The organism is Aequorivita sp. 609, assembly GCF_014212065.1.
GTDB classification, from domain to species: domain Bacteria; phylum Bacteroidota; class Bacteroidia; order Flavobacteriales; family Flavobacteriaceae; genus Aequorivita; species Aequorivita sinensis.
Genome location: NZ_JACJVM010000025.1, coordinates 30,023 through 49,454, shown reverse-complemented (window position 1 = coordinate 49,454; position 19,432 = coordinate 30,023). Strand labels below are relative to the sequence as shown.

Genomic DNA, 19,432 nt, shown 5'->3' with positions numbered 1-19,432 from the left:
AATTTTTGTTGATTTATAAATTATTTTAAAAGTTCATATTTGAATTCTGGGTAACCACGCTGTCCTTGATCATTTAGTAGCGCCGTAAACTTTAGTTTGTAAATGTTATTGTTGGCGTCTTTTATGATATAGAATATATCGTGATTCAGTACTTTATCATTGTTTATAACATTTCTCCAAGTCTCACCAATGGTGCGTTGATCAAGTTTAAAATTAGATTCAACTGTGTTTGAGAGTAAAAAGGTGTCATAATCATAATGTTCGGTCGAAACGGTGTATACGGTTACTCCACCTTTTCGGTTGTGGAGTACACCATCAGAAAATCCATAAGATCCTGCGCCTTCAATAATATTTGTAAAAACTGTAAAATTGAGATCCCACCGATCTGCTTCGGGTTCTACACTAACAGTGGAGTTCGTATCAAAACTGAAGAAAGTCGCATTGTAGCCAGATAATTTATCAATGGTGATTTCTTGGTGATTGGTATCGTTAAGGTCTGCATATTGTAAAATATAGCTAGTACCGTCTCTAAGAATTCTTATTTTTTTCCACCCACGTGCATCGCCAGCTACAGCTACACTGCCATTGGTTGGGGTTTCGGTTCCTACTTTGTAGCCTAAGTTTACTAAATAGACTTTGTTTAGGGCATCTTCTAAAGTAATTTCTTTGATGGCAGTTCGATTTATATCGCCGTCAGGGTAGTCTATGTATATTTCATTTGAAGGGTCGAAAGTACCTACTGCTACTTGCGGCATTAGGTCGGCTACATCTGCTTGCGTAATATTGTCGATATTGGATTGTTCTAATTCGGCTGCGGCCATATATATGGAACCATTTATACCTACGCGAAATTCGTCATGGGAGTAGAAGGCGAGATCCCAAGAATCTCGTAATACCTGTTTGGTAGTTTTTGAACTTAAATCTACATATACTTGAAACTGTTCATTTGGCCCACCTACTTCTGGCTGAATGCTTCCCCCTAATGCTGCTTCAGAATTAATTGTAAAAGTGGTGTTGCCTTGAATGCTAGCATTTGGATAATCTATATTGTCAATCTTGAAAATTATATTGGTAGTTTCATCCAAGTTTGGGTTTAAAAGTTGAAATTTAAAGTTGTTGGAGTTACTGCCTTGATTTATTGGGAGTGTTATCTTTCCGTTTATAAGTGCAGGTTCTGTCGTAAAATCGACACCATAAACTGCATTCTCAGCAGTTACCGTAATGCTAAAACCACCTGCTTCTATAGCAGATGTTGAATATATTAACATTATATCTTCAAAAACATTAATCTCTTTAAGATTCGCGGAACGATCTTCAAAGGCGACCACAAATGGGTCAGTACTAAGATTGTTATCATCTGAACTGCAAGAAGCGAATCCGAATATGGCTAAGGTTATGTATATAAAAATAGTAGTTGTTTTCATCATTTATAGGTTTAAGTTGTAAGCTAGTTTCACAAAATAAGATCGACCATAAGCGAGGGGTATTTGTGTTGCAGGTCCGTTATGAGCTCCGCCATTTATTGCTGTTGTTTCTACTGAGTTTACATTAAAAAGATTGCGGGCTCCAATAGTAGTAGTAACGTTTTTGTTGAAAAAGGATTTACTGATTGTTGCATCCATCCAGCTATAATCGTCGGTTTTTCCAGTTTCGAAAACTTGGACACCTTCTTGGTTTGTTTTTTCTACAAACTGTTGCTGTTCACCAATGTATTTAAAGTAGGTTGAAAGGGTGGTATTCCATTTAGGAAGTGTGTATGAAAGATTTGCATTTAATTGAAGGTTAAAAAGAAAATCATCATTATTGTTATTATTGGTTTTTAAGACCTTTGAAATTCCCTGAATAGAAGCTCCTAGCTGTGCTTTTAAATTCCCTACATACAATTCGTTTTCCATAAAGGCGCCAATGACCCTATACTTATCTATGTTATTATATTGAAAAGCAAGCGGACTCTGTTGAACCACTATTAATTCAATACGATCGTTAAGTCCTAGATAATTAAGACTCAATTTGTTTTTTAAACGAATTTTTCCCTCAGATAAGGAGGTTTTTTTCTTTATGTGAAAGAAGGCAGAGAGTCCTTTTTCAGGAAGTAAATCTGGGTTGCCTTGCACATTGTGGTTCACGTCAACAAAATAAGTGTATAGCTCGTCGTAATTCGGGGTTCGATTTGCAGATCCTAGGATGGCTCGAAGTTCCCATCCTTTATTTAAACTTTGTTTCGCACTTAAAGAACCTATAAATTGTGTGTCGAAAATATTGCTAAAGGAAACTCTAGCTCCCGGTCGGAAGGAGAAGCTTTCCGAAAGTTTTATTTCAGAGGAAGCGAAAAAATCATAATTATTAAGATTTTGAGTAGTTTTTTCTTCACCTGGCGTTATCAATATGGCAACTGCCGATCCACTTCCTCGTTCGTTGGTAAGTTCATAACCTGCTTGGAGGCTAATTTTTTCTGTATTAATAAGATTACTAAAAGTACCACGTGAGAAAAAAGCGGTTCGTTGTTGGTATTGGCCTTTTTCTATATTCTCTTTTACATCTTCGCGAATGATATATGAGTAACGCTCTAAGTCCTTAGTTTGCTCCTGGTAGCTTATTGAAAAATTGTAATTAATTTTTCGAAATATCGATCCCGTTGAGTTTAGATGATGGTAAAAGCGGTTGTTGGTAAAAAGTTCATCTTGTGAGATTGGACGTGTAGTTCCTGTTGCCGGGTTTTCGTTGACAGCAACCAATTTGCTGTAGTTTTCAATCGTTTCATTTAAATAGTCGAACCGATAAAAAATTGAAAAATCATTTTTACTGTAGGATAGCAGTGCTTTGGCATTTTGCTGAAGTTTTGGTAGCCACTCATGGCCGCGTCTGTCGTCGTTGCGATCGTATTTTTCTCCCATTCTATCGCTCCAATACCCACCGAAATCGTTTCGGGTGTATCCTATGTTTACATATAAGTACTCGTTTAATTTGTGCCCCACTCGCAACGATTGGATGTGTCGGCCTTTATTGAACCATTCGTATTCATCACCTACTGATTCTTCTTGAATATAGGTGCTGATATCCCAAACGTTGCGTGAGGACTTTTTTGTTATAACGTTTATAATTCCAGATACGGCATTAGCGCCGTATTGTACTCCCATAGCGCCTTCCACGATTTCTACACGCTCAACATCATCTAGGTTTATAAGGGTGAGGTCGGTATTATTTCCCATACCTTCCTCATTGATTATAGGAACATTATCTACCAACACCTTAAAATATTGGCTGTCTAAACCAAAAAGGCTAACTCCGCTTTTACCAGTTGAGGTGTTTGGTGTTATATTTAGGTTTAGCGTTGTGTTTAGTATGTCTGCAAGATTATTTCCGCCTTGGCGCTCGATGTCTTTTCGGGAAATAACCTTCACTTCAAATACAGATTTACCAACAGATTGTGGATTGTGTTGACCTGTTACAATAACCTCCTCTAGTCTTTGCACTTCACTAGTGTCTTTAACTATTTCCTGTTGAGCGAATAGGGGAATGCTAACGAGCAAAGTTGTGAGATATATAAAATGGTTTTTAGTCATGATTTAAGTTAGATTAAGACTTTACTTCTAAAAGATTTATTTAAATACGGTTACATCATCTTTGGAATAATGAATTCTACAAAAGAGATCATGAGTAGAAATAATCTTAAATGGCTATTATTTTTATTTAATCTAAATAAGAGGCAAATGTAAAGACTGATATTGTTTTTAGGGAAAGGGAGGACTAGTATTATTTAAGCTTTTTGATATCTTTTTTTATATTTCTGGCGTAGGCATTTATAGACCTGTTGAAATCAAACAAGAGAAATAGAAATCAGAAAAGAACTTGAAAACCAGGGGGCTTTTATGTTTTTGCGGTCAGATAATCCTACATAACCACAGAAAAGCATAGTGCCTTTGCGTGAAAGAATAAAATTTTAAAGAGAATTAGAAATATAGAAATGTTGGTGTTTTGTGGACATTAACCACAATATGCCATAAGATTTATATCTGATATTTTTTAGGCGAACAGCCGTAGATTTTCTTGAAGGCAATTGAAAATTGAACAAGTCCGTTATAGCCACAAAGCTCAGCAATTTCTGTTATGTTATGTTTTTTTTCGTGAAGTAGCTTAAGGGCGTACTTCATTTTAAGGCTAATTACATAGTTTTTTATGGTTACACCGTAATATGTTTTAAAGTCTTTTCTAAGTTTTGTTTCATTGAGAAAAACTTCTTTTGAAAGTTCATTGATTGTAGGGGCTTCGGTAAACCTATTATCAAGAATAAGTTTTGCTTGACATAGCTTTGCAATTTCATCTGCATTGAACTCTACATGATTATTATATTTTTTTTGATGCAGATAGAGCTCTAACTGTAACAATAATAACTCTTGTACTTTGTTTTCAATAAATATTCGCTTAAACAAACCGACTCTATTACAGTCTTTTATTTCCTTGATAATCCCACCAATTAAAGGATCAATAGGAAGGTCTGCAACAAAGAGATTGGTTGTGGTATTGTTAAATATATGAGAAGCAAATTCCTTATGCGATTCGTAACTATGGTGGATAAGGTTAAAGTAAAATTCCTTAGAAAGAATAATCATAAAAACACTATCCGTTTCTTGATAGGTTGTAACAAAATAGGTTTTAGAATTAGAGCCATAGATTATATTATGTGTAGGTCTTTCCTTACCTGTTTTTATGATAAACCTCATTATTACAGGCTCTCCCCAAATTTCTAATTCTTCTGTAATATTTGTAGACTGAATACATTTTACTTCCCTTATTAGAATTCCAGAAGCTTTAATAATCTTTGATTCAAAAGAAATCAATTGTCCGCATTCCATACAGTATTCCGTCTCCTCAAAAACTTGTCCTTTTTGATATGCAGAGATTAAACAAGTTTTAATTGTCTCTTTGTCTATTTTCTCAATTCTACCCGAAATTGTAAGGTATTCCATTTTATTTAAAAACGATTGGTTTTGTAAAAAGTAAAAATTTACTCGCCAAAGGTATTTATAATTAGTCTAAATAAAAACTGAAATAATATTGGATGAATAATATATTTTTTAAATAATAGTCAAACAAACTATGTCACATTATGTTTAATTTGATGTCACGTATTGTCCAGTTATTAATTAATGATAATTGGCTAAAGCTTATAGTTTTATGAAATCCTAGTTTTTCAGAATATTAACTGATTTACTCTATTTCATAATCATTTAACTTAAACTTATTTTACTATGAAAATCGAATCAAAAATAATAGTTATCATTTCTACCTTGTTAATATCAGTTTCTACATTTGCACAATACGTATAGCAATCAAAAATTATTAGTCCTGAAAGAGGTCCAATAGATGAGTTTGGAACAGCAGTAGATATTCGAGGGGACTTTGAATTTCCGGAACATCGCGTTATAACATCGCAGCAGGAACCGCATATATTTATACAAAAAATTCAGAGGAGGGGTGGAGCCATCACCAAACTTTAGTACCCGATGATTCACATGAAATGGCTGAATTTGGAAGTGCAGTAAACATGACTGAAGATTATATCGTAGTCGCTTCGGGTAGAGCAGACATAGGAAACACTAGTTGTGCGGGAGCTCTTGCGAAGCAACCAAAAAATGGACAATGCCATTGGGAATTGGGGCATTATTCTAATTCAGTTCCCAACGATCTATGAAAAATGGGTCAGACTTTAAAAGTGTCCAACCCTTGGTATTTTAAATTTACACACTTGGCAGGATAATGTCGTTTTGAAATCAAATTTTATGTATTGAGTTATTTAAAGAATTATTGTTTAGAAGTCAATGCTATTTTATTGATTTACTAGTTTAGTCCTTTACAATGGTTAGTTATGCTGCTATTTGAACAACAGCTTGCTCAATTCCTCTTTCATTCTCTCCGTTCTCGCACAAACGCTACCTCTTGTCAAATACATCCGCTAACAAAACTTCCCAAACCTTAGTGGTCAACCTATATCAGAGACGTACAAGCCTCTAGCATCTAGACTCTAGTATCTAGAATCTCAAATCTCAAATCTCACATCCCAATTTTCACTTCTCACATTGCCCCCACGTATCGTATAAGTGGTCCTATATATTTCCTTTTATAGAATTTCACGTATAATCCCTAATAAATCACAAAACTACAATAAGCCTCGGGGAAAACCCTGAGATAAAATTTCCGTAATTACCCTGAAACTAGCTTTTGATTCTCTTCCTAAGTTTGTCCTAGAAGAAACAACTGGGTACAACCCTTAAATAATAATATTAATTAAAAGTAAATACTATGAAAATTTTTAAACATTCACACAAAGTAACAACAATGGCTTTAGGTTTATTTATGTTGTTTTCTTGTAGTAGTGATGACGATGGCCATTTTGATGATGAACAATTAGATCTACCACCTATTGTCTTAGATTGTGATTATTTTAGCGAGGATAGAATCTTGACGGACGATCCACAAAGGCCTGTAGATTATATCATACCGTGCTATGCCGATGTGCAGGGAAGTCTAAGAATTGAGCCTGGTGTTGTCATTGAATTTGAAAAGCATGCAGGCCTATGGATTAATCTAGATAGTAATAATTTAGAAATTAAAGGAACCCCAACAAATCCAGTTGTCCTATCCGGAACTTCCAAACAACAAGGCTTTTGGAGAGGAATTTTCTTAACGGAAGCACATAATCCTAATAACATAATTGAACACACAGTTATTGAGTATGCGGGGTCAAAAAATTTGACGGAAACATCGCCTATTTATGAAGGAAGTTTGGCAATACGAGGCGTTTCAGGCACGACACCACAGGCACTTACCCTTAACCATGTAACAATTAAAAACGGAGGAAGTATTGGTTTAGATTTTCATGGAATTAGAAAAAACGCCACTGTTTCTACTTCTAACCTTGTCATCACAGGAAATAATGGTGTGCCAGTAAAGGTGTCTGCCGAGATGACGCATGTCTTTAATAATAGCTCTTCATATATAGGTAATGTGAGTGATTTTCTAAATATCACAACTTCATACTACGAAATTGAAAACCAAACAGTAAGTTGGCAGAAACTAGATGTTCCATATCTAGTAGATGGCAGAATTCATGGTAAAAAAGACGGTCATTTAACTATCGAGGCAGGGGTGGAAATGCAGTTTAAAGCAGAGGCTTATTTACAATTTTCTCCGTTAATGCCTTCTCATAGCACAACCTTTAAAATTAAGGGAACAGCAGCTAACCCTGTACATCTAAAACCGTATAATGATACAAATTGGGGCGGTATTTATTGGGGCTATACAGAGGAGATGAGTACTATTGACTATGCCATCATTGAAAAAGCTAAGGGTGATTTTCCAGTAGGAAATATTGAAAACACGGGAGCGATATATATGTGGGCAAATCCACATTTAAAGGTATCCAATACTGTATTTAAAGACTTGCCAAATTGTGCTTTCTACGAAGGAACAGGATATAACTTTGAAAACCTTCAGATAAATAATGTGATTTTCGACAACGTAGGTGGAGAGTATTGTCTTCCATAATACATATAATTTGTGAAAAACGGCAAGTCTATTTTTAGCCATGATACCCAACGATTTGCCGTTTCTTTTTTTAATTTTCCTTTTAATTTAAATTCCATGGAGATAGTTAATCAAATATATTCTTTCAGCTTAATTATCATTGCTTCACTTGTAATTGCGTCCTGTAGTAAAAACGATGATGATCCTAGTAACAATCACCAAAATGATTTAGTTACCATTGAAGACGGTGGTATTGCATTTGATGTTTCCGACTTTGAAAATACTTCGATGGAAGGTGAGGTAACATATTATCTCAATAATCAATACAATATTAAATATTTTCAAGTATCCAATAATGAGGCTATTTACCATAATGGGAGAATCTGGAATATTACTTTTGAGCAAAATTCCAATAACCATATAGCGTTACCTGAACCAGGAGAATACCCTATAGTCCAAGGATTGTCAAATACTTACAATCAAAACTCATTTAATGCTACAATCTCTATGTTTACCGATACAATGACAGACCCAGGTACTCATTTCGGAGGAAATAACGGATCCATTAGCGGAACGATTAATATTGTGAGCAACACCAACAATATCATTAAGGGTACTTTCAGTTTTGAAGCCTATTCCTCAGCAGGAGAAAAAATTACTGTAACTAACGGACAGTTCGCTGCACCAAAAAATGCATGGTAAGTACTGCCATTTAAATAATAAGTAAATATGAAACACAAACAACTATACCTATTAGTAGTGTACATCCTTAGTTTGGGCTTGTTAACAGCATGCTCCAATGATGAAGATAACAGTCCAAATCAAACAGACATCAACTCGGGAAGCCATAGCTATTATATATCTCTTGACAATGGGGAAGAATTTCAGGGTTCTGTGCCAAAATATACAGGTGATATCTTTTATTACTCAGCATTTGTAGAATATAATGAAGATACAAATCGAGACAATCTTTCAATATTGCTTTACGAAACCGGAATATTTAATCTATCAATAGTATTAGAGCTCGATGAAGACAATCAGCCCAATCCTGAAAGTATTTTTGCAGGTATTTCTTTTAATGAATGGAACGCCGAAAAAATATATACATCTATTCAATACACGGCTACACTAGACAATTATCAAGAACAAACGGTTAACCACTATGGCGAAGATGCCAAAATTGCAGCTTTTACACTTCATTTTGAAGGCACATTTTCTAATACTTTAAATAATGAAATAGTATCAGGATCAGGAACTATTATCATAGCAGCGCCCTAATCCCGATAACATATAAATAGGTAACTATGAAAATATCAATAAATAATTTTCCCGCCATCATGTTTTTTGTGCTAATACTTTTATTGTTTACGCAAAAAGGTATTTCGCAAGAATTAAACGATACGGCACTGTTTGGGACTTGGGAAATTCAAGGAACCCTTATGGGTGAAAATGGCGAAGGATGGTTAGCGCCTCATAATCATGCAGGTGTTAATTGTGAGAAAGACTACAGCCAATTTTCTGAAAACTATGAGGCAAAAGATGTCCGATATGATAAAGACTGCAAAGCTATAACAAGCACTTTTAGTTGGAAATTAGATGGCAATACCTTAATACTCACAAAAGAGAAACAAAAGATAAATTGGCTTATCCACAGTTTGACAGTGGGAAAAATGGTAGTTGGAATACCAATTCGTCCGGGTTCCGACAAACGCATGTACGTAGTTTACAAAAAACAATCATAATCTATAAATACCTAAAACAATGTTGATTAATATAAAGAATACAGCTATCCTCTGTTTTACATTATTGTCGTTATCATTTATATACGGCCAAAACGCTAATAGTACATTTGAAATTGAACTTGGCTTTGCACCTGAATTTATAGATTTTTCTCCTAACGGCAAATATTTGATTGCAGAGAATGAAAATCAGTATATGGTTTGGGATATTGAGGCTAACAGACAAATACTTAAAGGAAAATTTAAGTTTAAAATTGGACGCTTTGTCCAAGGTATTTCGGTGCCCACCGGAAGTGGATATTTTCTCTTTGATAAAGAAAATGTATTTATGACCATAGATTATCAGCACAACCAAACTGAAATCAAAGCTTTCGATCTAAAAGATGGGGCATTACTTTGGGAATCCGATCAATTGGACATAGGCGTTTCTGTAGCCGAAACAGTAATTAACGCTCATGCCAGTGGAATAGTTACCAACGAGATAAACGGTGTTTCATCCCGTAGATCGGCAAATAGAGCCAAGAACGCCTTTACCCAAGACCGCTTTCTTGATAGGTTAGTTAACTATATTCCAGAAAAAAAAGCCATTGCTTTAAATGGGAAAAATGGACTTCAATTAGTAGGGGTTCGAAAAGGAAATACAATTTGGACACAGGCGGACTTTAAGGGAGGTATAGGCGAATTACTTTTTGAATCAAAAAGCGACAGAATGCTTGCCATTACCATTCCCGCAACAGACGGGGCGTTGGATTTGCTTACCACAACGCCAGAAATTATCGCCATAGATGCACAAACAGGCAAAATAATTTGGAAAGTTAATTACGATGGCGACTTTGTTCCCGGGAAAGCTACTATTGTTGATAATACCTTGGTACTGCAGTATTTGCAGTTGAGTTTAATAGACCTAGAAACCGGTACGGAACGCAGTGGTGATGTAAAAGAAGGTCTCAACGCAGCGCGTAATGTAACCCAAGGATTGAAAGGAATAATGGCCATAGATAAGGCAATGGGTGGAAGTTTCGGAGCAGGGGCAGAAACTACCAGTAAATACAACCGATTAATATCTCGTAAACTTCACTTTAACGAAAATGGCAAACTTTGTTATTTCACCATGTTTAACAAAAAAGGTGCCTGGGGTACGGGTGGTGTGAAAGGATATATGATTATAGATATCCATCAAGATAAAATTGAGAACCAAGTGTATGGAGTGTTAGGACAACAATGGACAGAGATTCAAGATGAGATGTTTGATGGAATATTTTATGTGAAAGCTAGAGGCAATTTCAACCGAACTATAATTAAAGCTTTGAACGCCCAAACTGGAGATGAAATTTTCGAAACTGAAAAAGCGAAGAACAGTGCAGACCTCTCAAAACAGTTTAATCCCTTTATTATAGATACTATAAACAATCGATTAATTGATGTAGTGTCTAAAGGAATTTATGTCTTCGATGCAAAAACAGGCAACAAAATTTCATATACCTCTACTAAAGACTTAGGGGTGGGAACAGTTAAATACAGCGAGTTTTACCCCCAAGGGCTCCTAGTAATAGGTACCAAAGGTGTGGCCATGATGGATTATGAAGGAAATATAAATGGAAGTATTGTTACAAAAAATCTTAAAAAATACAATGCTGTTGAGGATGAATTATGGTTATTAGAGAAAAACAGATTTTTAAGATTATCGGGAAATAACGGAGCCGTTATTGAGGAAACGAAAATTGGTAAATCCAACCTTATCACATTTAGTCCAACCGGGAAAACATTGGCTAAAGGTAAAGGCACAAAAGTTGAGCTTTTGCGAAGGTAGAATGAACCGAAAAATCCTCGTTCAAAGTTTTTAAAACAAAAGAAGTAGTTTTAAACAATAAATGAGCACAAAAAAATAGCTAATTTGCAGCACTGCAATTATAAAGTTAGTTATGATGAAAATTTTGCTCGCTGATGACCACTTTTTGGTTTTGGAAGGTTTGGAAGTGTTACTGTCAACCTTTGATTTTGTAGAGAAAACACGGAGTGTATTAAATTTTGTACAGCTAAAAGATAGTTTGAAAGAAGATAATTTCGAAGTTTTATTATTAGACATTCGTTTCGGCAAACACGATGCAAGAGAAATAATCAATGAGATAAAACAGATAGCGCCCAAAATGAAAATCATTGCCTTAACAAGCCATTCGGATTCTGTAACTATTACCTCCTCTATAAATGCGGGATTCGATGGCTACCTATTAAAAATTGATGGTCGAGAAGATATTGAAAAAGCGCTCAAAGCCGTAACCAATAATGAAAAATATTTTAGCCCTAAAACACAGCAGATATTTTTTGAGGGATCCACTTCAAAATGTAAAATAGAACTGACAGAAAGAGAAAGGGAGGTATTGCAGTTGATAGTTCAGGAGCAAACAACCAAGGAAATTGCCGAACAACTCTGTCTTTCAGAAAAAACCATTGAAACTCATCGAGCAGGAATTATGCAAAAGCTTGAAGTAAAAAATATTGCGGGAATGGTTAAAAAAGCCATTTTGCTCGGTTTAGTTAAGGTCTAATATCAATCTTATTAATATGAAGAAGCTAATTTTTATTTCGTTCTTTCTACTATCCATTCTCACAAATGCCCAAAATCGTGTTGAAAATGTAAATATTGGACCGAAGTTCAAAACTTTGTTCATTGAATTTGAAAGTTGTGTTGATGCTAAAAAAGAAAACTGTATCGCTCTATTAAATAATATTATTAAAAAGGGGAAAAGCAAAAATGTACCCTTTTTAGATTACCTTTATTTCAAAAAGGCTTATTATTTTTGGAATAAAAAGGAGGTAGATTCTACAATTTTTTACAGTCAATTAGCTATAAAGAACCCCAATCCTACTGTCAAAGAAAGAAGTGATTTAGAAGCTCACAATCTTTTAGGTAGCGCTTACTATTTAAAAGGTGATCTGCATTCTGCTATTGAAAACTTTCTAAAAGTTGCTAACATATTAGAAGATGGAGGAAACCCAATACACTTAGGATATTTATATTCAAACATAGCCACTTTGCTAGGCGAAACTAAAAATGATGACAAACAGCTTGAATATTTACAAAAGTCTTACCATTTGTTGAAAGAAAATAACGATAAACGATTTATAGCTACTGTAGCAAGTAATATAGGGCTTCTTTATTATCATGTCAAGGATACATTAAATACCGTAAAATGGTCTGAGAAAGCGTTAGAACTAGCTAAAAACTCAACGGACCTCATAGCCCTCACTCAGTCAAATCTAACCTTATCGCTAATTGAAAAAAATCTGAACAAGTCCGAACAATATGCAAAATTATCAGTTAATTATGCCGAAGAACTAAATGACAAATCCCACACGGCTCGTGCATATACTACTTATGCCGATGCTTTGGAAAAGCTTGGAAAAAGCACACAAGCCTTAAAGTATGCGGAAAACGCTGTGAAATTGACACAAGAAATTGGCGATAAAAATAATTTAATCAGAGCGTCAAAAACTGCCGGAACCATTTCTTATAACCTTGACCAAAAAGAGAAAGCAGCCGAATTCTTTTTTACATATGCCATATGGAAGGATTCTATATCATCTGTAGAAAAGACGAGAGAAATTAATGAGATACACGCCAAATACGAAACTGAAAAAAAAGAGAAACAAATTGTAGAACAAGAATTAAAAATCCAAAAACAGCGCTCAAATTTTTTATACGCTGTTATGGGGTCACTCTTCTTGATTTCAATTTTGAGCGGTATTTTTATTTACAACAGGGCAGAACAAAAATCCAAACTGAAACAGTTGCAGCAAGAAAAGGAAAACTCCATATTGAATTCCTTTATTCTGGGGGAGGAACGAGAACGACGACGTATTTCTCAAGAATTGCATGACGGGGTGGCCGCCATGATAGGAGCCGCCAAAATGAGCCTAGAATCCATACCCCATCTCTCAGACGAAAAGAAATTGGAACAACTTTCCAAGGTAAAAAATATTCTAGACGACACGCATTCCGATGTACGGCACATTGCTCACAACCTCATGCCAACTGTTTTGGAAAAAGAAGGCTTGATTAAAGCTACCTCACACTTTGCTTCTGAAATTAATGAAACTAAACTTGTTAAAATTATAGTTACCGATAAAAGTAGTAATATCGAAATACTTTCCCCCCAGTTACAACTGATGTTATTCCGAGTAATTCAAGAATTAGTAAATAATATTATTAAACATTCCCAAGCCCAAAATGCCGAAATTGCTTTCAGCAATGGAGAAAATGGATTGCAAATCGAAATTTCAGATGACGGCATTGGGTATGAGGATAACAACAGTACTGGAAACCAAGGCCTATACACTATTAACCAACGTTTAAAATCTATAGGAGGGAATTTTAAAATCACTAAAAAGCAATCGGGAGGGACCCAAGCTAAAGTAGTAATGAGTCTTTAAAATGACTGGTGTTTATCAATCCAAAGTGCATTCCAGCTAAACAATGCTCTTCAAAACCCCGCTCGATTGCGCCCCGGGTTAAATGTGGCTATAATCAAACAATTCTCACGCTTACTAAAATCTTTAATGAAGGAAAATAAATTTCCCTAAACAACATCCCAAACCTCTGTAGTAAACCTATATCAGGGACGTACATTGTCCTATGTCCTACCGTCCTATGTCCTACGTCCTACATTTCAAATCTCACTTTTCAAATCTCACATTTCCCCACGTATCGTATAAGTGGTCCTATATATTTCCTTTTATAGTTTTTCACTAATTAAGTGGTCAACCTATATCTGAGACGTAAAAATGGCAGAAACCATAGTCTTTTAAAGGTCAAAGATCAAAAGCACGCCTTAGGTTATTTAAATTGAATCGATGTGGTTTTCGAGAGTCTTCTTAACAGTAGTGTTTTTCCAACATGTACTTTTAACTTAACAATAGCGTAATATATATGTAATACTGGCTTAGCAGCATTCCTTTAATTATTGTTTTTGTTTGTGGTAAGATAAAATAGGGAAATGGCAATCATTCTTTCAGCATTAGAAGATAAAGAATTACTTAAACTATCTTCAAAAAACAATTCTAAGGCTTTCGAGGAAATATTTAATCGTTATTGGAAAAGATTATATACCTACGCTTATAAAATTTATAAAAATAGTGAAGTATGTGAAGATATAGTACAGGAAGTTTTTATCAGTCTGTGGAATTTAAATAAGGAAAATACTATTCTCAACCTAGAAGGCTATTTATTTAAAGCTGTCAAGTATAAGATAGCCAATCACATTCGTGATCTTAAGTTCTCTACACAACAATTAGATTTCATCGAATCCATACCAGATAGTTTTTTTGATAATTTGGAGTATGAAGAACTGGAAAAAGATGTATTCAAAAAAATAGAGAAACTACCCGTAAAATGTAAAAAAGTTTTTAAGTTAAGTAGAGAAGAGCAAAAGAGCAACGCTGAAATTGCACAGATTCTAAATTTATCTATTCGAACTGTGGAGACTCATATCAGCAATGCATTAAAAATTCTTCGCTAATGTGCTATTATATTGAAATTTTCTTTTCCGCCTCTAGCAGTGTTTCCTTAATGTTATCTAGCGGACCTCAAATTTAAGTTATGGTTAAGCCTTAATTTTTGCATACGTGTAACTATAGGTTTCTGTGTCTTGCTATTAAACACAGTTAAGTTGAAGAAAGAAAATTTTATTCTAATAGTTGAAAAATTTGCAAAAGGTGAAGCTACCTCACATGAATCTAAGGTTATTGAAACTTTTTTAGATATTCATAAAGATGATAATATTATACCAAATTTTCAGAACAACGAAAGAAAAAATATATTAGAGAAAGTTAAAAGACAATTACCTAAAGATAATCATAATTCATTTATCTATGCGAAAATTGCTATCTCAGCGGCTATAGTTGTAGTTTGTTTTTTGAGCTTTCGGTTCTTCGAAAAACCTACAATAATAACACATCTAACAGCCAAAGGCGAGAAGAAAGAAATAATACTTCAAGATGGCTCTGTAGTTACACTTAATGCCAATAGCGCTATAAGTTACCCTAGTAATTTTGAGGTCAACAGGAATGTAAAATTAAATGGTCAGGCCTTTTTTAAGGTAGCTAAAGCCGAAGAATATCCGTTTACAGTAACTACTGAAAAGATAAAAGTTCAGGTTTTGGGGACCTCTTTTGATATTAATGCAAATTCCTACAGTAAGCCTACAGTAAAAGTGGTTTCAGGATTGGTAAAAGTCAATGCCAATAACAATATAAATAACAGCACAATAATTCGAAAAAACGAACAAGTTATTTTCGAGAACAACAAATTTAATTACGCTAAAACTGCCAGTGATAATACTATTGCTTGGACTAATAATACAATACATCTTCACAATAATACCTTGCAAGAAACAGCTAGAATTCTTGAAGATTGGTACAATATCAAAATATCTTTTAAATCCAAAAACCTTGAAAAACTAACAATTTCAGGAAAATTTAGAAATGAAAAAATAGAGAATGTTATTAAGAGCATTGCACTAGTTAAAGATTTAAAAATAGATACAATAACCCCTAAACATATTCTTATAAGTAAAAAAACAAATTTGAATTAGCCAAAAAAAATAGCCCATTACTGCTGTAACAGGAATGGGCTTTCAGTACAAGACTATAAATTAAATAATAGCCAATAAAGAATGAATACTAAACTACAATTATTTTTAAAAAATCCCCTTAAGAAAGCTACTTTTTTAGCACTACTGTGTATTATTTTTACCGGAAAAGCAGCTTCTTTGAATATAGATAATAATTACATAAGCTTAAATCTAACTAACGTCAACATAACAAAAATCTTTTCTGCTATTGAAGAAAAAACAGAATTAACTTTCGTATTTGACAGTTATATCAGCCAAAATACTACCAAGTATAATTTAAATATTCAAAACAAAAACATTAAAGAAGTAATACAAATCTTAACGGAGGAGACAGGTTTTAATTATGAGCTGCTCAATCATACTATAACAGTAATTCCATCTAAAGTTCAAGACAAGGTAGTACAAGGAAAAATTACCGATAATCAGGGGGTACCTTTGGCAGGAGCAACCGTAATAGTAAAGGGAACATCGTATGGAACCATATCCGATTTTGATGGAAATTTCAATTTTAAAGTTGAAGATTTTCCGGTAACGATTGTTTTTTCTTTTATGGGTTTTGAGCGTAAAGAAGTTGTATTAACGCAATCAGAGTTTTTAAATGTAAGTCTAACCCAAAGTGATAATGCATTAAATGAAGTGGTCGTTACTGCATTAGGAATTAAGAGAGAGGAAAAAAAACTGGGGTATGCTCAACAAACAGTTGTGTCGCAAGAGCTTACCGATGCAAGACCTAATAACTGGTCCGATGCCTTACGCGGAAAAGTTCCTGGTTTAAATATTAATGGTTTGGGTGGGCCAATAAGTTCACAACAAATTGTTTTAAGAGGAAATGCATCTTTAGATCCAGGAAATAACGGTGCATTAATTGTAATTGATGGAATTCCCGTACAAAACGAGTTTCCAGGTTCGGGAGCATCCAATGGCTATATGGGAGGAGATGCAAATAATGATACACCTGTTGATTTTGGAAACGCAATTTCAGATTTAAACCCCGAAGATATTGAAAGTATATCGGTTTTAAAAGGTCCCGCTGCCTCGGCCCTTTATGGGTATCAAGCGGCAAATGGAGCTGTAATTGTTACTACTAAATCCGGAAAACGAAATAAAGGTTTGGGAATTACTTATTCATCCAATGTAAAATTCGATAAAATAACCCGATGGCCAGATTGGCAGTATGAGTACGGTCAAGGAAGTGGAAAAGGAAGTTATTTAAAACCGGAAATAGATGAAAATGGAAACCCACGTTCATATAATGACCGCCTTTATTATAGTTATGGAGCATCCGAGGATGGTAACAGTACGGCAGGAAGTAGTAGTGCTTTTGGGCCAAAATTTGACGGCCAATACTATTATCAATACGACCCATATTTAGAAGGACAAGGAGCAAAAAAAACCTTATGGAAACCCTATAAAGATAACCGAAAGGATTTCTGGCAAACTGGAAAAACCTATACCCAAAACTTATCCATCCAAGGTAGTAATGAAAAAGGAAGTATGCGTAGTTCTCTTACCCATACCGAAAATGAATGGATCATGCCTAATACTGGATTTGAACAACTATCATTTTCATTTAATGGAGATCAGCAAATTTCTGATAAAGTGAACCTCAAAGCAGTGGCAAATTATCGTCACAAGACTAGTGATAATTTACCAGGGCAAGGATATAACAACCATTCAATAGCCTACTTCATGATTTTCCAAAACCCAAATGTAGATTTAGACTGGTATCGTCCAATTTGGAAAAATGGGCAAGAGCAATTGGATATGATTAGACCTTATAGTAGTTATATAGATAATCCCTTCGCAATGGCTTATGAAATCCAAAATAGTTTAGATCAGCATGCAGTAACCGGGAATTTAAGTGCAGACATTAAATTAAACACTAATTTAAATTTAATGGTGAGAGGGGCTTTAAACATGTATAACAAAAACATGAAACAACAACGACCTTACGATATAAACCGATATTCCAAAGGCTATTATCGTAAAACAAATGTGTTTAAAAATGAAACTAATATAGATTTTCTTTTAACCTATGATAAGGATTTTGGAGACTTTGATGTAACGGCTAATCTAGGGGGAAACCGAATGGATTATAATTATTTACGACAAGATTCTTGGGCAGATGGGCTTGAAATTCCAGGACAATATAATTTGGTAAATGGTACAGAAACTTTTACCAGCGAATTTGAAGGGAAAAACAAGGTGAACTCTTTGTATAGTTTAGTAAGCCTGGGTTATAAGGATATAGCTTTTCTGGATATAACAGGTCGTAATGATTGGAACAGTATGTTGCCAAAACATAATCAATCGTATTTTTTCCCATCGGCAAGCGCAAGTATTATGCTAAGTGAAATATTTTCTATGGCAAAGCCCATAAGCTTTACTAAACTTAGAGCATCTGTAGCACAAGTAGGGGGTGCAGGGCAATATAGTAATCGATATCGCACAAAAAAATATTATGGCAGAACAGATTTTTCAGGGTCCGCAGTGGCGCCAACCTCACTTTATAATACAGACTTTAAGCCAGAAATTACAACAAGTAAGGAACTTGGGGTCGATGTAAGAATGTTTAAGGGGCGTTTACGACTGGACGCAACTGTGTACCAAAATAATACTAAAAACCAAATACTTTCTACGCCATTACCACGATCGTCAGGATATAGTAGCGTATTGATTAATGCAGGTGAAGTAAGAAATAGAGGTGTAGAATTTTTGTTAAATGTCACCCCGATAAAATTGAATAATTTTAAATGGAACACTACACTCACTTGGGCCAAAAACGAAGGTAAAGTTCTATCCCTTCACGATAATGCTGAAGAAGGAATATTACAAATGCTTAGTTCTTCGGGAGCACAATTAGTAGCCGAAGAAGGTGGGTCGCCAGCAGCATTATACGGGCGTGCATTTTTGAGAAGCCCAAATGGAGACGTTATCTATAATAATAAGGGAATACCTCAAATGACTGATGGTATTGTCAAAATTGGAGATACACAGCCTAAATGGGTAGCAGGTTTTATAAACTCTTTTCAATATAAAAACCTAAGATTAAATATGGTAATCGATGGAAAGTACGGCGGTAAAATTTACTCCCATACCCATCACAAATTGACCCAGCAAGGAAAACTAAAACACACTCTTAAAGGTCGAGAAACTGGAGAGCTTATTGGTAATGGTGTGGTAGATAATGGCGACGGTACTTATTCGCCAAATACTACCCCATTGGCAATTGCCGATTATTATAATTTGCATTATCCTTTAGCAAACACAGAAGCGAATTCATTTGATGCCTCTTTCGTCAAATTAAGGGAGGTAACATTAGAGTATTCATTTACACAAGAAACGCTAAAGAACACATTCCTAAGTGAATTAAGTCTCTCTGTATACGGCAGAAATTTAGCGGTGATTTCAGATTTTCCTATTTACGATCCTGAGGTATCAGGTTTGGCTGGTGGAACTAATCTACACCCTGGTGTAGAAGTAGGGCAAATGCCTGTAGCATCAGAGTTTGGAATGAATATTAAAGTAGGTTTCTAATTT

The 19,432-nt window shown here is 34.8% G+C and carries 14 protein-coding genes; 11 read left to right on the top strand and 3 right to left on the bottom strand.

Annotation, left to right across the window (positions count from 1 at the left end; genetic code table 11):
• Positions 1 to 20: 20 nt before the first annotated feature.
• The 3 genes from H4O20_RS08095 to H4O20_RS08085 all read right to left on the bottom strand — a co-directional run bounded on the left by H4O20_RS08095 (position 21) and on the right by H4O20_RS08085 (position 4,967).
• Entirely contained in the window at positions 21 to 1,427 is a 1,407-nt protein-coding gene (locus H4O20_RS08095) for an HmuY family protein (protein ID WP_185098889.1), read from the bottom strand.
• Positions 1,428 to 3,563: a TonB-dependent siderophore receptor gene (locus H4O20_RS08090; protein WP_185098888.1), complete on the bottom strand. Its 2,136-nt coding sequence runs from the start codon at positions 3,561 to 3,563 to the stop codon at positions 1,428 to 1,430. It lies immediately after the preceding gene.
• 444 nt (positions 3,564 to 4,007) lie between these two features.
• The gene (locus tag H4O20_RS08085; RefSeq protein WP_185098887.1) at positions 4,008 to 4,967 is read right to left on the bottom strand and encodes an AraC family transcriptional regulator; all 960 of its coding nucleotides are present in this window, start codon (positions 4,965 to 4,967) and stop codon (positions 4,008 to 4,010) included.
• Positions 4,968 to 5,404: 437 nt separating this feature from the next.
• Between H4O20_RS08085 and H4O20_RS08080 the strand changes: the two genes are divergently transcribed.
• The 11 genes from H4O20_RS08080 to H4O20_RS08030 all read left to right on the top strand — a co-directional run bounded on the left by H4O20_RS08080 (position 5,405) and on the right by H4O20_RS08030 (position 19,429).
• Positions 5,405 to 5,692 (top strand): hypothetical protein, encoded by a 288-nt coding sequence (locus H4O20_RS08080; RefSeq protein WP_368856696.1) that lies wholly within the window; start codon positions 5,405 to 5,407, stop codon positions 5,690 to 5,692.
• A 608-nt stretch (positions 5,693 to 6,300) separates the two neighbouring features.
• Positions 6,301 to 7,545 (top strand): hypothetical protein, encoded by a 1,245-nt coding sequence (locus H4O20_RS08075; RefSeq protein WP_185098886.1) that lies wholly within the window; start codon positions 6,301 to 6,303, stop codon positions 7,543 to 7,545.
• 96 nt (positions 7,546 to 7,641) lie between these two features.
• Positions 7,642 to 8,226 (top strand): hypothetical protein, encoded by a 585-nt coding sequence (locus tag H4O20_RS08070; RefSeq protein WP_185098885.1) that lies wholly within the window; start codon positions 7,642 to 7,644, stop codon positions 8,224 to 8,226.
• A gap of 27 nt (positions 8,227 to 8,253) precedes the next feature.
• Positions 8,254 to 8,802, top strand: coding sequence for a hypothetical protein (locus tag H4O20_RS08065; RefSeq protein ID WP_185098884.1), 549 nt, complete (start codon positions 8,254 to 8,256; stop codon positions 8,800 to 8,802).
• A gap of 26 nt (positions 8,803 to 8,828) precedes the next feature.
• Entirely contained in the window at positions 8,829 to 9,266 is a 438-nt protein-coding gene (locus H4O20_RS08060; RefSeq protein WP_185098883.1) for a lipocalin family protein, read from the top strand.
• A 19-nt stretch (positions 9,267 to 9,285) separates the two neighbouring features.
• Positions 9,286 to 11,073 carry a PQQ-binding-like beta-propeller repeat protein gene (locus H4O20_RS08055; protein ID WP_185098882.1) on the top strand — a complete coding sequence of 596 codons (1,788 nt, stop codon included), beginning with the start codon at positions 9,286 to 9,288 and terminating at the stop codon, positions 11,071 to 11,073.
• A gap of 112 nt (positions 11,074 to 11,185) precedes the next feature.
• Entirely contained in the window at positions 11,186 to 11,809 is a 624-nt protein-coding gene (locus H4O20_RS08050) for a response regulator transcription factor (protein ID WP_185098881.1), read from the top strand.
• Between the two features lie 16 nt (positions 11,810 to 11,825).
• On the top strand, positions 11,826 to 13,694 hold the full coding sequence (locus H4O20_RS08045; protein ID WP_185098880.1) for a sensor histidine kinase: 1,869 nt from the start codon (positions 11,826 to 11,828) through the stop codon (positions 13,692 to 13,694).
• 563 nt (positions 13,695 to 14,257) lie between these two features.
• On the top strand, positions 14,258 to 14,779 hold the full coding sequence (locus H4O20_RS08040) for an RNA polymerase sigma factor (protein WP_185098879.1): 522 nt from the start codon (positions 14,258 to 14,260) through the stop codon (positions 14,777 to 14,779).
• Between the two features lie 150 nt (positions 14,780 to 14,929).
• Positions 14,930 to 15,853, top strand: a complete 924-nt coding sequence (locus tag H4O20_RS08035; protein WP_185098878.1) for a FecR family protein — start codon at positions 14,930 to 14,932, stop codon at positions 15,851 to 15,853.
• Between the two features lie 81 nt (positions 15,854 to 15,934).
• Positions 15,935 to 19,429 carry a SusC/RagA family TonB-linked outer membrane protein gene (locus H4O20_RS08030; protein ID WP_185098877.1) on the top strand — a complete coding sequence of 1,165 codons (3,495 nt, stop codon included), beginning with the start codon at positions 15,935 to 15,937 and terminating at the stop codon, positions 19,427 to 19,429.
• The last annotated feature ends 3 nt before the right edge of the window (positions 19,430 to 19,432 follow it).

What these genes read in the sequence shown, in the direction of transcription:
- H4O20_RS08090 (WP_185098888.1), bottom strand. Translation starts at nt 3,563, where the DNA reads ATGACTAAAAACCATTTTATATATCTCACAACTTTGCTCGTTAGCATT.
- H4O20_RS08040 (WP_185098879.1), top strand. Translation starts at nt 14,258, where the DNA reads ATGGCAATCATTCTTTCAGCATTAGAAGATAAAGAATTACTTAAACTA.
- H4O20_RS08045 (WP_185098880.1), top strand. Translation starts at nt 11,826, where the DNA reads ATGAAGAAGCTAATTTTTATTTCGTTCTTTCTACTATCCATTCTCACA.
- H4O20_RS08050 (WP_185098881.1), top strand. Translation starts at nt 11,186, where the DNA reads ATGATGAAAATTTTGCTCGCTGATGACCACTTTTTGGTTTTGGAAGGT.
- H4O20_RS08075 (WP_185098886.1), top strand. Translation starts at nt 6,301, where the DNA reads ATGAAAATTTTTAAACATTCACACAAAGTAACAACAATGGCTTTAGGT.
- H4O20_RS08070 (WP_185098885.1), top strand. Translation starts at nt 7,642, where the DNA reads ATGGAGATAGTTAATCAAATATATTCTTTCAGCTTAATTATCATTGCT.
- H4O20_RS08060 (WP_185098883.1), top strand. Translation starts at nt 8,829, where the DNA reads ATGAAAATATCAATAAATAATTTTCCCGCCATCATGTTTTTTGTGCTA.
- H4O20_RS08085 (WP_185098887.1), bottom strand. Translation starts at nt 4,967, where the DNA reads ATGGAATACCTTACAATTTCGGGTAGAATTGAGAAAATAGACAAAGAG.
- H4O20_RS08030 (WP_185098877.1), top strand. Translation starts at nt 15,935, where the DNA reads ATGAATACTAAACTACAATTATTTTTAAAAAATCCCCTTAAGAAAGCT.
- H4O20_RS08095 (WP_185098889.1), bottom strand. Translation starts at nt 1,427, where the DNA reads ATGATGAAAACAACTACTATTTTTATATACATAACCTTAGCCATATTC.
- H4O20_RS08055 (WP_185098882.1), top strand. Translation starts at nt 9,286, where the DNA reads ATGTTGATTAATATAAAGAATACAGCTATCCTCTGTTTTACATTATTG.
- H4O20_RS08065 (WP_185098884.1), top strand. Translation starts at nt 8,254, where the DNA reads ATGAAACACAAACAACTATACCTATTAGTAGTGTACATCCTTAGTTTG.